This window comes from Luteimonas sp. MC1572 (assembly GCF_016615815.1).
In the GTDB taxonomy this organism is placed as follows: domain Bacteria; phylum Pseudomonadota; class Gammaproteobacteria; order Xanthomonadales; family Xanthomonadaceae; genus Luteimonas.
The window spans coordinates 1,986,101-2,000,044 of the sequence record NZ_CP067112.1 but is presented as its reverse complement, the minus strand read 5'-3'; the positions used below and the strand labels follow the sequence as shown (position 1 = coordinate 2,000,044).

The window sequence follows — 13,944 nt, the reverse complement described above, 5'->3', positions numbered from 1 at the left end:
CCGCATGGGCCGGGTCACAGCAACGCGGCCGCGTGGACGAGTGTCGACACACACGTATCCAGACCACGTTCCAGGGGAGAAGTCATGACCACGAAGCCATCAGTGGTGGCGGCCGTTGCCGTTGCCATCGTGGTGTCGGCTGCGGCCGCCGCCACCATCGGATCGAAATCCAGGCCAGCGACGCCGGCCACCGCACAGTCCGCGGTCCTCGCGGGCGGGCCGGTCGCCGGTGCCGCGGCGCGCGCGCCAAAGGACGCGGCGGAGCCGCACATCGTGCTGTTCAACGAACCCGCCCTGGCCGCCTATCGCGGCGGCGTGCGCGGCCTCGCGGCCCCGGCGCGAAGCGCTGGCGGGCGCCTCGACGCCGCCAGCCGTTCGGCCGTTGCCTATGTCGACTACCTGCGCAGCCGCCAGGCGGCGCGTGAGTCCGACATCGGCCGTGCGCTCGGCCGCAGCCTGCAGGTCGGCCATCGCATGCAGCACGCGGTGAACGGAATCGTGGTCGCCTTGACGCCCGCCGAAGCTGCGCAGGTGGGACGGATGCGCGATGTGCGCCTGGTCGAGGGCTACCGCGAGTACGCGCTCGATACCGACACCGGTCCCGGCCATATCGGTGCACGGTCGGTGTGGTCCGGCAGCGCGGCCGGCGGCGCGTTCCAGGGTGAAGGCATGGTGGCCGCCATCCTGGACTCGGGCATCAACTTCGGCAGTCCGTCGTTCGCGGCGGTCGATCCGGTCGACGGCCATGTGCACGTCAACCCGCTTGGCGCCGGCAACTACCTCGGCACCTGCGCGCCCGGCGGCATCGACGAAGGTCGCTGCAACGACAAGCTGATCGGCGGCTACGACTTCGTGTGCGCGGCGCCGGGCAATGCCTGCTCCAACCCGGGGTTCCGCGAGGAGCCCGGCTTTGGCGACACCAACTCGCACGGCAGCCACGTTGCGTCGACCGTCGCCGGCAACCGCCGCGTGGTCGCGATCAGCGGCGCGCAGGCGTCGATTTCCGGCGTGGCGCCGCGTGCCGGCGTGGTGGCGTTCGACATCTGCTACACCAACATCTCCACCGGCCAGGGCCTGTGCCCGAACGTGTCGGCGGTCGCGGCGATCGACCAGATCGTCATCGACGGCGTGGCCGACGTCATCAACTACTCCATCGGCGGTGGTGCGCAGCCGTGGGGCGAGGCGGTCTCGCTCGCCTTCCTCAACGTGGTGGAAGCGGGCGTGTTCGTGGCGGCCTCCGCCGGCAACAGTGGTCCCGCGGCCGGCACGCTCGGCCACGTGGAGCCGTGGGTGTCCTCGACCGCGGCGGCGCGCCACGGGCGCGAGGGCTACTCGTTCCTGATGCAGGTCACCGGGCCGGGCACCGTGCCCGAGCCGTTGACGGCCATCGAGCTCTCCACCGGCGCCAACGGTGTCGGACACACCGCGGCGTACCCGGCCAGCACGCCGCTGCGCGTCAGCCCCGCGATCGATGCGGTCGACGACGGCTGCGCGGGCTACCCGGCCGGCACCTTCAACGGTGCGATCGCCGTGGTCCGCCGTGGCAGCTGCAGCTTCACCATCAAGACCAATGCCGCGTCCGCGGCGGGTGCGGTGGCGGTGGTGATCGCCAACAACCTGCCGGAAGTGCTGGTGCCTTCGGTGCCCGACACCACCGTGCCGGCATTCGGCGTGACCCAGGCGGAGGGCAACGCACTGCGTGACTTCAACGTCGCCAATCCGCCGGCCACCGCGACCATCGGTTATCCGGCGGCGCCGCTGCCGAACACCGCCGACGCACTGGCGGCGTTCAGCTCGCGCGGCCCGGCAGGCACCTTCAGCCTGATCAAGCCCGACGTCACCGCGCCCGGCTACGCCATCCTGGCCGCCGTGGCCGGCACCACCATCAGCGGGTCGGAGAACGCGGTGGGCCTCATCAGCGGCACGTCGATGGCGTCGCCGCACCAGGCGGGTGCTGCTGCCCTCGTGCGCCAGGCGCGTCCGGGCTGGAGCGTGTCCGAGGTGAAGTCGGCGCTGGCGATGACCGCCACCGGCACGGTCTTCCTCGAAGACGAAGTGACGCCTGCCAATCCGTTCGCGCGCGGTTCGGGGCGCATCCGGGTCGACCAGGCGGTGCGCGCCGGCTTGGTGCTGGATGAAACCGCGGCCAACTACAGCGCGGCCAATCCGGCGACGGGTGGCGACCCCGCCACGCTGAACCTGCCGAGCCTGGCCGACCGCAACTGCGCCGGGGGCTGCACGTTCACCCGCACCTTCCGCAACGTGGACGGTCGCACCCAGGACTGGGCGGCCAGCCTGAGTGGCCTGCGTGGGCGCGTGCACCCGATCTTCGCGCGCGTGCCAGCCAACGGCAGCGTGACCTTCGAGGTGACCATCGACAGCAGCAACCTGCCCAACAACGGCAGCTGGAGCTTCGGCAACCTGCGGCTCGCGCCGAGCGGCGTGAAGGGTGGCAAGGCGAATCCGGTGCTGAACCTGCCGATCGGCGTGGCGGTGCAGCCGCCGGTGCTGGTGCTGCCGGCGCTCGTGCAGGCCAGCATCGCGGCCGGTGGCCAGGGCTCGGTGGCGATTCCGATGTCCAATCCGGGCGGTTCGGCGTTGGCCTGGTCGGTCGACAACACCGGCAATGCGATCAGCAGGCTGGTCGATATCTGGCGCGGCGCGGTCACCAGTGGCTTCCGTGCCAGCCGGTACAGCGATCCGGCATCGGCGGGTGGCTTGCTGGCCCAGTTCTCCAGCGACGACTTCACCGTCGAGACGAGCACGCGTATCACCAGGATCACGGCCGAGGGCTTCGTGGTCAGCGGCGTCGCGCTCCCCACGGCGTCACCGAACCTGAGCTGGAGCATCTACCCGGATGCCGGCGGCATGCCGGCGGGAAATCCCCACAGCAACCCTGGCGCGGCGGTGTGGGCGCACACGAGGTCGGCGCTTGCCCCGGGCGTGTTGGTGGAGGGTGGCCGCATCGCCCTCGACCTGGTGGCCGCCGGCCAGTCCCTCACGCTCGCCCCGGGTCGCTACTGGGTGGTGATCAACACCGCCGGCACGTTCGCCAACCGCTGGGCGTGGTTTGGCAGCAGCGTCGGGCAGGGCGGCTTTGCCAGCCTCAACGTGGCCGGCGACGGCAGCGGCGCGTGGGCCGCCAACGTGGCGTTCCCCTCGCTCGACCTGCAGGTCGACGGCGAGGTGCCGTGTGGCGCGAGCTGGCTGGGTGCGGTCACGCCGTCGTCGGGTTCGCTGGACGCCGGCGGCTCGCAGTCGCTGGTCGGCACGCTGCTCGGCAACGGGCTGGCGGCGGGCAGCTACTCGGGCTTCGCCTGCGTGGCGAGCAACGACCCTGCCGTGGCGAAGAGAGCGGCACGCGTGGCGCTGACGGTCACGCCGTGATCCCGGGCCTCGCCCGGTCGTGAATGCAAAGGGCCCGGGAAACCGGGCCCTTTGCCGTTGCAGCTCAGCGCTGCGCTATTCCCCGGGCTTGGCAGCCTCGGCCGGGGCGCTCGTCGCGGCGCGCCGCGCCAACTGCACCTCGCGGTGCGCGATATAGATGTTGGCACCCAGGATGATGCCGGCGCCGATGAGGGTCCAGCGCGTGGGCGCCTCGCCGAACAGCAGCCAGGCCGCCACCGCCACCAGCGGCAACTGCATGAAGCTGATCGGCTGCAGCGCCGAGACCTCGCCGATCTTCAGCGCCCGCGTCCACAGCAGCTGGCCACCGGTGCCGAACGCGCCGAGCAGCAGCAGCCACAGCCAGGTGATGCCCTGCGGCCACTCCCAGGCGAACAGTGCCGGCACCAGCGACATCGGCACCCAGAACACGTAGGTGTAGAACACGATGGTGTCGGCGGCGTCCACGCGCGACAGCTGCTTGATCTGGATCGCCACCAGCGCCGAGAGCAGGGCGCCGCCCAGTGCCACCAGGCTGCCGGCGCTGAAGGCCTCGCTGCCCGGGCGCACGATCACCAGCACGCCAACCAGGCCGATCACCACCGCCGACCAGCGCCGCATGCGCACGGTTTCGCCGAGGATGAACACCGCGGCCACGGTCGCGAGCAGCGGCGTGGCATACGACAGCGCCACCGCCTGCGCCATCGGCAGGTTGCCCAGCGCCCAGAAGCCGCACAGCATCGACGCCACGCCGATCGCGCAGCGCACCAGGTAACGCGGCAGCTGGGTGGTGCGTGGCAGGCGCCAGCCGTCGCGGAACAGGAACGGCAGCAGGAACAGCAGGCCGAACAGGTTGCGGAAGAACGCGATCTGGGCAGTCGAGAGATCCGCCGAGGCGATGCGGATCATGACCGCCATCGCCGCGAAGAAGGTGGTGCTGCCGAGCATCAGCAGCGCGGCGCGCGCCTGCGGGCTGGCGGGCCCCGGATTCACCAGGCGGCGCCGACGATGCGTGGCTCCGGCTCGAGCGCAACGCCGAAGCGCGCTTCGACCGATGCCGTGATGCGTCGCGCCAGCGCAAGCAGCCCGGCGCCACTCGCACCGCCGTGGTTGACCAGCACCAGGGCGTGCCCGGGCGCCACGCCGGCGTCGCCGTCGCGATGGCCTTTCCAGCCGGCGGCGTCGATCAGCCACGCCGCGGACAGCTTGCGCATGCCAGGCATGCCCGACGCGAAGCAGGGCAGGCGCGGGTGCGCGGCAAGCAGCGCGTCCGCCTGCGCCACCGGCACGATCGGATTCTTGAAGAAGCTGCCGGCGTTGCCGAGCAGGGCCGGATCCGGGAGCTTGCGCCGGCGGATGCGGCACACCGCCTCGGACACCTGCTCCGGGGTCGGCGATTCGATGCGCATGGCCGCGAGCTCCTCGCCGATGCCCGCGTAGCCGAGCTCCAGCCGCGGCGTGCGCGCCAGGGCGAACTCCACCGCGGTGACGATCCAGCGCGTGCGTTCGCGCTTGAAGCGGCTGTCGCGGTAGGCGAAGCCGCAGGCCGCGGCATCGAGGCGCACCAGGTGGCCCGCGTCGCGGTCCCAGGCCTCGACCGCGTGCACGTGGCGCTCGATCTCGACACCGTAGGCGCCGATGTTCTGGATCGGCGCGGCGCCGACCGTGCCCGGGATCAGCGACAGGTTCTCCAGCCCGGACAGTCCGAGGGCGAGCGTGTCGCGCACGAAGTCGTGCCAGCCACGACCGGCACCGGCGCGCACGACGACCCTGTCCGCGTCCTCGTCGATCACCGCGACCGCGCTGTCGCGCATGGCCAGCGCAACGCCTTCGAGGTTGGCGGCGAACAGCAGGTTGCTGCCGCCACCGATCACCAGCAGTTCGCCGCCTTGGATGCGCGGGTCGGCGAGTACGGCGGGCAGGGCGGTGGCATCGCCCACCTCGACCAGCCACGCGGCGCGCGCGGGCACGCGGAACGTGGTGCGATCGACCAGGTCGGCGTCGCGGGTCCAGCGCACGGCGTGCGGGGCGTCGATGGGCTTGGCGCTCACAGGTTGGGCAGGTTTCCGCGGCTGGGCGCTTCCTTGCGACGGCGGATGGCCTCCACGCACTCGCCGATGAGCCGCGGCCCGCGGTACACCAGCCCGGTGTAGAGCTGCACCAACGTTGCGCCGGCCGCGGTCTTCTTGGCGGCATCGGCACCGGACATCACGCCGCCCACGCCGATCAGCGGAATACCGTCGGGCAAGCGGGTGCGCAGCATGCGCAGCACCGCGGTGGACTTGTTCATCAGCGGCTCGCCGGACAGGCCGCCCGCCTGCGCCGCATGCCGGTGGCCCTGTACGGCGATGCGCGACACGGTGGTGTTGGTGGCGATCACGCCGTCGACCGAGAGGTCACCGAGCACGCGCGCGGCGGCGTCGATGTCCTCGTCGCTGAGGTCGGGTGCCACCTTGACCAGCAGCGGCACGCGGCGGCCATGGCGCGAGGCCAGCCGCTCCTGTGCTTCGCGCAGTTCGCCGACCAGCCGCCGCAGCGCCTGTTCTTCCTGCAGCTCGCGCAGGCCCGCGGTATTGGGCGATGAAATGTTGACCGTCACGTAGTCGGCGAGCGGATAGACGCGTTCCAGGCAGTGCAGGTAGTCGGTCACCGCGGATTCGTTCGGGGTGTCCTTGTTCTTGCCGATGTTGATGCCGAGCAGGCCACCCTGGCGCCTTGCGCGTTCCACGTTGCGCACCAGCGCATCCACGCCATTGTTGTTGAAGCCCAGCCGGTTGATCAGCGCGCGGTACTGCGGCAGGCGGAACATGCGCGGTGCCTGGTTGCCCGGCTGCGCGCGCGGCGTGACCGTGCCGATCTCGACAAAGCCGAAGCCCAGCGCGAGCAGCGCGTCGATGTGTTCACCGTTCTTGTCCAGCCCCGCGGCAAGACCCGCGGGGTTGGGGAAATCCAGGCCGAAGGCGCGCGTCGGGAACGGGCGCGGCCGGGCGCCGAGCAGGCGCTGCAGCCGCACGCGGTGCAGCGCCTCCATGGACGCCAAGCCGAGCCGGTGTGCACGTTCCGGCTCGAGTGCGAAGAGGAAAGGCCGTGCCAACCCGTACATCGCGTCCTCAGATATCGAACTTGATGCCCTGGGCCAGCGGCAGCGCGTCCGAGTAGTTGATGGTGTTGGTCTGGCGGCGCATGTAGGCGCGCCAGGCGTCCGAGCCGGACTCGCGTCCGCCGCCGGTTTCCTTCTCGCCGCCGAACGCCCCGCCGATCTCGGCGCCCGAGGTGCCGATGTTGACGTTGGCGATGCCGCAGTCAGATCCGGCCGCCGACAGGAACGCCTCGGCGCGCTTGAGGTTGGTGGTGAAGATCGACGACGACAGGCCCTGCGGCACGTCGTTCTGCATCGCGATCGCCTCGTCGAGCTGCGAATACTTCATCACGTACAGGATCGGCGCGAAGGTCTCGGTCTGCACGACTTCGGCGCTGTTGGCCAGGCCGGTGATGATGGTCGGCAGCACGAAGAACCCCTTGCGGTCGGTGAGCGCGGTGCCGCCACTCTCGACCTTGCCGCCGGCGGCCTTGGCCTGCTCGATCGCCGCCAGGAAGGCGTCGACCGCGGACTGGCTGTTGAGCGGGCCCATGAGGTTGGCGGCATCGGTCGGGTCGCCGATCTTCTTCTCCACCTGCGCGTAGGCGGTCTTCAGCTTGCCCAGCACGTCGTCGAAGATCGACTCGTGGATGAAGACGCGGCGCGTGCTGGTGCAGCGCTGGCCGGCGGTGCCGACGGCGCCGAAGGCGATCGCCGGGATCGCGAGCGCAAGGTCCGCGGTCTCGTCGACGATGATCGCGTTGTTGCCGCCCAGTTCCAGCAGCGAGCGGCCCATGCGGCGCGCGACGCGCTCGCCGACCTGGCGGCCGACGCGCGTGGAGCCGGTGAAGCTCACCAGCGCGATGCGCTTGTCGTCCACGAAGCGCTCGGCAAGGTCGTTGCCGGCATCGTTGAACATGAAGAACAGGTCGGGGAAACCGGCCTTGGCCAGCGCCTCGTTGCAGATGCGCACCGAGGCGATCGCCGACAGCGGGGTCTTGCCCGAGGGCTTCCAGATCGAGATGTCGCCGCACACCGCGGCGATGAACGAGTTCCAGGCCCAGACCGCAACCGGGAAGTTGAACGCCGAGATGATTCCGACGATGCCCAGCGGGTGCCACTGCTCGTACATGCGGTGGCCAGGGCGCTCGGAGTGCATGGTCAGGCCGTAGAGCTGGCGCGACAGTCCGACCGCGAAGTCGCCGATGTCGATCATCTCCTGGACCTCGCCGTCGCCTTCGGGCTTGGACTTGCCCATCTCGAGCGCGACCAGCGAGCCGAGTTCATCCTTGTGCGCGCGCAGCGCGTCGGCGCACAGGCGGATCGCTTCGCCGCGGCGCGGGGCGGGCGTGGTGCGCCAGACCTTGAACGCGGCCTGCGCGCGCTCGACGATCAGCTCGTAGTCGGCCTGCGAGGATGCATTGACCTTGGCCAGCACCTCGCCGGTGCTCGGGTTGACCGGCTCGAGCACACCGGCATCGGCGGTCTTCGACCATTCGCCACCACCGAGGAAGGTGCCGGACTCGTGCGTGGACAGGCCGAGGGCGGTGAGTACGGGGTGGGACATGGCAGGCTCCTGCGTTCGTGCGCGGCGGCGGGCCCGGGGGCGACCGTCCGTCGATGCGATGAGGGTGGCGCCCCCGGCGCGATTCGAACGCACGACCTTCCCCTTAGGAGGGGGACGCTCTATCCAGCTGAGCTACGGGGGCTGCAACCCGCGATTTTGGCACGCCGTGCATGGTGGCGGCAAAAAGGCCGCGGGAAGGCCCGTGGTGGCCGGGAGGCCTTCGCGGCTCATGTCCCCCGGATCCGCCTGGCGGCGGATGCCTCCTCCTTTACTTCCCCGCGAAGGCCTCCCGGCCACTCCGGGGCTCTGCGCCGGCTGCCGGTACCGAGATCGCGGGCAGTGGCTTTGCTCCAAAACCACCGCGTAGTGCGGCGTACCCGGCGCCTGCGCTTCCAAAAAAAACGCCCGACCATTGCGGGTCGGGCGTCTGGAAATCGTGGTGGAGCGGAGGGGGATCGAACCCCTGACCTTCGCGATGCGAACGCGACGCTCTCCCAGCTGAGCTACCGCCCCACGAGCTGCGGATTCTATACGTTGGTTCCGCCGCTCGGCAAACCCTGCGTGGCGCTGGCCAGCAGCGGCGCCAGCGTGGGGGACAGCAGTTGGCGGCGCCAGCCGCCCAGCACCGACCAGTCGCCGTCGTCGAGCAGCGACTCCAGCCGACGCCGCGAGGCGAGCACGCCATCGGGAAGGCCAAGTTCGGCGCTGCGCGCGGCGACGGCGTCCTGGAGGCGGCGGACCGCAGCCTTGTCGCGCTCCTCGGTGCGGATCGGGGGCGCGTCGGCCTCGTCGGCCAGCGGCGTGCCCAGGGCGGCCCAGAGCTCGGCGCCCAGCTTGCGCGGCGCCTTGGGGTGGGCATCGAGCAGCTGCTTCAGCGCGCCGGAATCCACGGGGTTGGCGCGCGCGATGCCGGCGGCCAACTCGTTGTCGAGCACCCAGGTGCGCGGCCGGTCGTGTTCGCGCGCCCACGCGTCGCGCCAGCGCAGCAGCCGCAGCAGGCGGCGCTGGCCGTCGCCATCCAGCGACTGCGCGGCGCGGATCGGCAGGTGTGGCCAGCGCTCCAGGCCGTCGCTGCGCGCGGTGTCGCGCATGCGTGCGCAGTCTTCGCGCAGCCAGTCCAGGCGGCCGAGCGCGTCAAGGCGGTCGCGCAGGTGGTCGTGCAGGGCGAACAGATGGCGCACGTCGTCGGCGGCGTAGGCCAGCTGCGCTTCGGACAGCGGCCGCCGCAGCCAGTCGGAACGGGTCTCGCCCTTCGACAGCGTCACGCCGAGGATCTCCGCCACCAGCTTCTGGTAGCCGGCGCCGGCCGCAACGCCCGCGATCGCGGCCGCGACCTGGGTGTCGAACAGGCCTTCGGGTACGGCATCGCAGGCACGGCGGAACGCGATCAGGTCCTCGCTGGCGCTGTGCATCACCTTGGTGATCGCGGGGTCGAGCAGGATCGGCCGCAGAGCGTCGCAGGTGCCCGGCGCCAGGGTGTCGACCAGCAGGATCTCGTCGTGCACGGCGATCTGCACCAGGGCCAGCTGCGGCCACCAGGTGCGTTCGCGGATGAACTCGGTATCCAGGCCGATGCGCGCGGGGCGTGTTTCGAAGCGGGCGAGCAGGGCGGCCGGCTCGGCAATCCAGCGGAAGTCTTGGTCCATCGGCGCCAGCTTACCGACCGCGCCGTGCCGTCGGCAAACACGGCGAACGATGCTCCGGGGGGCGGGGGCGCTGCGCGGTATCGGCCGCTTGCCGTAATCTGGCGCCCGTGAATGTCCCACGCACAGCCTCTTCCCGACCTCGCCGCCCCCTCCGGGCTGTCGCGTTCATGGCGTTGGCCATGGCGCTTTCGGCCGCTTGCAGCCGCGACGCCGGTGATGCCGACCCGCAGGGCGACGCCGCAGCAAGTGCCGGGGCGGCCGATGGCAACGTCACCATCAGCGGCGATGACAGCATCGCCGAGCGCCTGACGTGGCGCGCGCCGCGCGTGGTCCTGCCGGAGGGCGACGATGACCTCGCCGCGACACGCGCGCGCGCGCAGGTCGCGTTGGAATCCGGCGACCTTGATCTCGGCGTGAACTCCGCCATCCCGCTGTACCTCGCCATCCTGGGCCGGGATGGCGACGACCGCGGGGCCCGCGCCGGCCTGGAGCGCGCGCTGCAGGACCTGCTTGCGCAGGGCGACCAGGCACTCGCCGGCGCCGGCGACGACATCACCGCCCTGCGTCGCGCGCAGCAGGTCGCGGCGGTCGCGCGCAGCCTGCGTCCGGCTGACGAGGCGGTGCGCGAGTACCTGGCCAAGGTCGACCGTGCCGAACAGCTGTGGGAACTCAACCGCAGCGCCGAGGGCGAACTGCGCGCCGGTCGCTTGGGCGAAGACGGCGGTGGCGCGCTGGCCCGCGTGCACGAGGTGCTGGCGCTGTCCGAAGGCCAGCCGCGGGCCATGCAGACGCTGGCCGCCATCGAGAGCGCCCTGATCAGGCGCGCCGAAGACGCGGCGGCGAAGGGCGATTTCGACGACGCCGATGCCTGGATTGCGCATGCGGCCAAGGTGCGCGAGGACAGCGCGACGATCCCGGACGCGCGCGAGCGCGTGGCCATCATGCGCCGCGCGCGCGTGCTGGCCCTGCGCGACGAGGCGATGGCAGCGCTGCATGGCGCGGACGGCATCGAACGCGCGCGCGCGCGCCTTGCGCAGATACTCAACCTGGCCGCGCCCGGCGATCCGGCGGTGGTCGAGCTGCGCGAGCGGATCGACCTGGCGGTGCACTACGGAAATTTCCGCCCCGGTCAGCGCTTCACCGACGGCGCCGGTGGTGGCCGTGGGCCGCAGATGGTGGTGGTGCCGCATGGCGGATTCACCATGGGCGCCGCAGACGATGACCGCGACGCGGAGGACAGCGAGAAACCCAGCCGCAACCTGCGCTTCGACCGCGGCTTCGCGCTGTCGCAGCACGAAGTGACCGTGGCCGAGTTCCGCAGGTTCGTCGACGCGACCGGTCATCGCAGCCGCGCCGAGCGGCGCGGGTTCTCGATGGCCTACGACGAGCGCAGCGGCAACTTCGTGCGCCGCAGCAAGGCCGACTGGCGCACCGACTTCTCCGGCAAGGTCGCCGAAGGTGCACTGCCGGTGGTGCACGTCAGCGCGCGCGACGCACAGGCCTATGCGGACTGGCTGGCCTCGGTGACCGGCCAGCGCTACCGCCTGCCGAGCGAGGCCGAGTTCGAGTACGCGCTGCGCGCCGGCGGCAGTGGCCAGTACCCATGGGGCGACGGCGCGCCGCCGGCCGGGGCGGGCAACCTGACCGGCGACAAGGACCGGTCGCCCGGCGGCCGCAGCTGGAGCAACGCCTTCGACGACTACGACGACGGGCACTGGGGTCCGGCTCCGGTGGGAAGCTTCTCCGCGAATGCATTCGGTCTTCACGACCTGGCGGGCAATGTCAGCGAATGGGTCGCCGACTGCTGGCATGACAGCTATCGACGGGCCCCCGCTGACGGCGCAGCCTGGGTGAATCCCGGCTGCCGCACGCAGGTGGTGCGCGGCGGTGCCTGGGCGAGTTCCCCGGTGCAGACGCGCAGCGCCTGGCGAGCACCGGCACCGGTCGACAACACCAACGCACGCGTGGGCTTCCGGGTCGCGCGCGACATCTGAATCCAACGGCAGGAGCAAGGCGAATGCGTCAGGACCCGTTCGGGCGGCAACAGCAGCGCCAGTCGTCGCCGCGTCGCGGCTTCAACCCCAGGATCCTGATCCTGATCGCCTTCATCGGCTACGGCGCCTACTACTACTTCTCCAACCAGACCGTCGACCCGGTGACCGGCGAGAAAGTGCTGATCGACAAGTCGCTGTCGATCGAGGACGAGAAGGCGCTGGGCCTGCAGGCCTACGAGGAGATCCTGTCGACCGAACAGCCTGTGGACCCCAACCTGCCGATCGCGCGCGAGATCCGCGAGATCGCGCAGCGCCTGATTGCCAAGGTGCCGGAAGTGGAGGCGGCGCTGGCGGCGGAAAACGGGCAGCAGGCGCCGGGCTTCTCGGCCGGCTTCGAGTGGGACGTCAATGTCATCCAGTCCGAGCAGGCGAATGCGTTCTGCCTGCCCGGGGGCAAGATGGCGGTGTACACCGGCCTGGTGCCGGTGGCGCAGAACGACGATGCGATGGCAGTGGTGATGGGCCACGAGATCGCCCATGCCCTGTTGCGCCACGGTGCCCAGCGCATGGCGCAGCAGAAGCTGACCCAGGTCGGGCAGATGGCGGGCGCCATGAGCGGCATGGACCCGCAGCAGCAACAGATGGTGATGGCGGCGATGGGCTACGGCTACCTGCTGCCGTATGCGCGCAAGCATGAGACCGAAGCCGACGTGGTCGGCCTGATGCTCGCCGCCGCCGCATGCTACGACCCGCAGGAAGCGGTACCGCTCTGGGAGCGCATGAGCGCCGCCAGCGGTGGCCAGGCGCCGCCCGAGTTCTCGTCCACGCATCCCAATCCGGGCACGCGCATCGAGAACCTGCAGTCGCTGATGCCCAAGGCGATGGAATACCAGAAGCGCTTCTGCCCGCAGGGGGCGACCGCGGCGCGCTGAATGCGGGTAAGCGGCCTTTCCGGGCCGCTCAGAAGCTCATGAACATCCCGCCGTTGACGGGAATGTTGGCGCCGGTGATGTAACCGGCGTCCTCGGCGGCGAGGAAGGCTACGGTGCGGGCGATTTCGTCGGGGCGGCCGAGGCGCCCGACCGGCACCTGGGCGACGATGCCAGCGCGGATTTCTTCGGGGATGGCCAGCACCAGCGCCGTCTCGCAATAGCCGGGCGACACCGAGTTGACGGTCACGCCCTTGCGCGCGACCTCGCGCGCCAGCGCCATGGTGAAGCCGTGCATGCCGGCCTTCGCCGCGGCGTAGTTGGTCTGGCCGAACTGCCCGGTCTGGCCGTTGACCGAACTGATGTTGACGATGCGGCCGTGGCCGCGCGCCGCCATGCCGTCGACCGCGTGCCGGCAGAGGTTGAACACGCCGTCGAGGTTCACCGACAGCACCGAATCCCACTGCTCGCGGTCCATCTTGCGCAGCGTACCGTCGCGGGTGATGCCGGCGGCGTTGACCAGCACGTCGAGGCGGCCCTCGCGTTCCTCGACATCGGCCACGAAGCTGCCACAGGCGTCGAAGTCGGCCACATCCAGCGGCAGGAAGGCCACGTCCAGCCCGTCGACCGCGGCTTCGAAGGCGGCGACGCGCGCGGCATCGCGGCCGAGGTCGGCGGCGATCACGCGTTGTCCCGACGCGGCGAGCGTCCGGCAGATGGCCGTGCCCAGCCCGCCGATGCCGCCGGTGACGACGGCAACGCGTTTCCCCGTGGCGGCCGTCACTTGCCGCGCGGCTTCTGGCTGCCGCTCGCCTTGCCGGTCTTGTCGGCCGGCTCGGAGGCCGGGCGCGCTACGCCGCCGACCAGGTTCTTCTGCAGTTCCTGCCACATGGCCATGTTGCGCTCGGTGAGCTGGTTCATCATGGCCCACGGCGTCTGCCCGAGCATGCCGCCCATCTGCTGGCGGAACTGCTGCTGCTGCTCCAGGAACGTATGCATCGAGCGTTCCAGGTAGGTGCCCATGAAGCCCTGCAGCGAGTCGCCGTAGAAGCGGATGATCTGGCTGAGGAGTTCGGTGGACAGCATCGGCTGCCCGTCCTGCTCGTGCTCGGTGATGATCTGCAGCAGCACCTGGCGGGTCAGGTCGTCGCCGCTCTTGGCGTCGCGGACCTCGAAGTCCTCGCCGTCGACGATCAGTTGCCGGACGTCCTCGATGGTGATGTAGCTCGAGATCTCGGTGTCGTACAGACGGCGGTTGGGATACTTCTTGATGACGCGCATGGCCATGGAGCAGGCGCTCTGAAAACGGGACTTGCCCGCAGCATGGCGCAGTGCAGCAGGGCTT

The 13,944-nt window shown here is 70.8% G+C and carries 10 protein-coding genes and 2 tRNA genes; 3 read left to right on the top strand and 9 right to left on the bottom strand.

Translation table 11 applies throughout. The annotated features are described in order from the left end of the window. Window positions 1-84 precede the first annotated feature (84 nt). Entirely contained in the window at window positions 85-3,387 is a 3,303-nt protein-coding gene (locus JGR64_RS09080; RefSeq protein ID WP_199373036.1) for a S8 family serine peptidase, read from the top strand. 75 nt (window positions 3,388-3,462) lie between these two features. On the opposite strand, the gene JGR64_RS09075 is transcribed toward JGR64_RS09080, so the two are convergent. The 7 genes from JGR64_RS09075 to rnd form a co-directional block, all read right to left on the bottom strand. Then, window positions 3,463-4,332 (bottom strand): DMT family transporter, encoded by an 870-nt coding sequence (locus JGR64_RS09075; protein ID WP_199373258.1) that lies wholly within the window; start codon window positions 4,330-4,332, stop codon window positions 3,463-3,465. Between the two features lie 41 nt (window positions 4,333-4,373). Next, window positions 4,374-5,435: a UDP-N-acetylmuramate dehydrogenase gene (gene murB, locus JGR64_RS09070; protein ID WP_343225140.1), complete on the bottom strand. Its 1,062-nt coding sequence runs from the start codon at window positions 5,433-5,435 to the stop codon at window positions 4,374-4,376. Beyond that, window positions 5,432-6,487 carry a quinone-dependent dihydroorotate dehydrogenase gene (locus JGR64_RS09065; protein WP_199373034.1) on the bottom strand — a complete coding sequence of 352 codons (1,056 nt, stop codon included), beginning with the start codon at window positions 6,485-6,487 and terminating at the stop codon, window positions 5,432-5,434. Before JGR64_RS09065 ends, murB begins: the two co-directional genes overlap by 4 nt. Before the next feature lie 7 nt (window positions 6,488-6,494). Next, window positions 6,495-8,030, bottom strand: a complete 1,536-nt coding sequence (locus tag JGR64_RS09060; RefSeq protein ID WP_199373033.1) for an aldehyde dehydrogenase family protein — start codon at window positions 8,028-8,030, stop codon at window positions 6,495-6,497. 65 nt (window positions 8,031-8,095) lie between these two features. Next, window positions 8,096-8,172 (bottom strand) — tRNA-Arg (locus tag JGR64_RS09055). Between the two features lie 295 nt (window positions 8,173-8,467). Then, window positions 8,468-8,543: transfer RNA gene (locus JGR64_RS09050), tRNA-Ala, on the bottom strand. 14 nt (window positions 8,544-8,557) lie between these two features. Further along, window positions 8,558-9,676: a ribonuclease D gene (gene rnd, locus JGR64_RS09045; RefSeq protein ID WP_199373032.1), complete on the bottom strand. Its 1,119-nt coding sequence runs from the start codon at window positions 9,674-9,676 to the stop codon at window positions 8,558-8,560. A gap of 179 nt (window positions 9,677-9,855) precedes the next feature. On the opposite strand from rnd, the gene JGR64_RS09040 reads away from it, so the two are divergent. Continuing rightward, window positions 9,856-11,670, top strand: coding sequence for a formylglycine-generating enzyme family protein (locus tag JGR64_RS09040; protein WP_233348035.1), 1,815 nt, complete (start codon window positions 9,856-9,858; stop codon window positions 11,668-11,670). Between the two features lie 23 nt (window positions 11,671-11,693). Then, window positions 11,694-12,602 (top strand): M48 family metallopeptidase, encoded by a 909-nt coding sequence (locus JGR64_RS09035; protein WP_199373030.1) that lies wholly within the window; start codon window positions 11,694-11,696, stop codon window positions 12,600-12,602. 28 nt (window positions 12,603-12,630) lie between these two features. On the opposite strand, the gene phbB is transcribed toward JGR64_RS09035, so the two are convergent. Then, window positions 12,631-13,383 (bottom strand): acetoacetyl-CoA reductase, encoded by a 753-nt coding sequence (gene phbB, locus JGR64_RS09030; protein ID WP_199373029.1) that lies wholly within the window; start codon window positions 13,381-13,383, stop codon window positions 12,631-12,633. Continuing rightward, the gene (gene phaR, locus JGR64_RS09025) at window positions 13,380-13,886 is read right to left on the bottom strand and encodes a polyhydroxyalkanoate synthesis repressor PhaR (protein ID WP_199373028.1); all 507 of its coding nucleotides are present in this window, start codon (window positions 13,884-13,886) and stop codon (window positions 13,380-13,382) included. Before phaR ends, phbB begins: the two co-directional genes overlap by 4 nt. Between the last annotated feature and the right edge of the window lie 58 nt (window positions 13,887-13,944).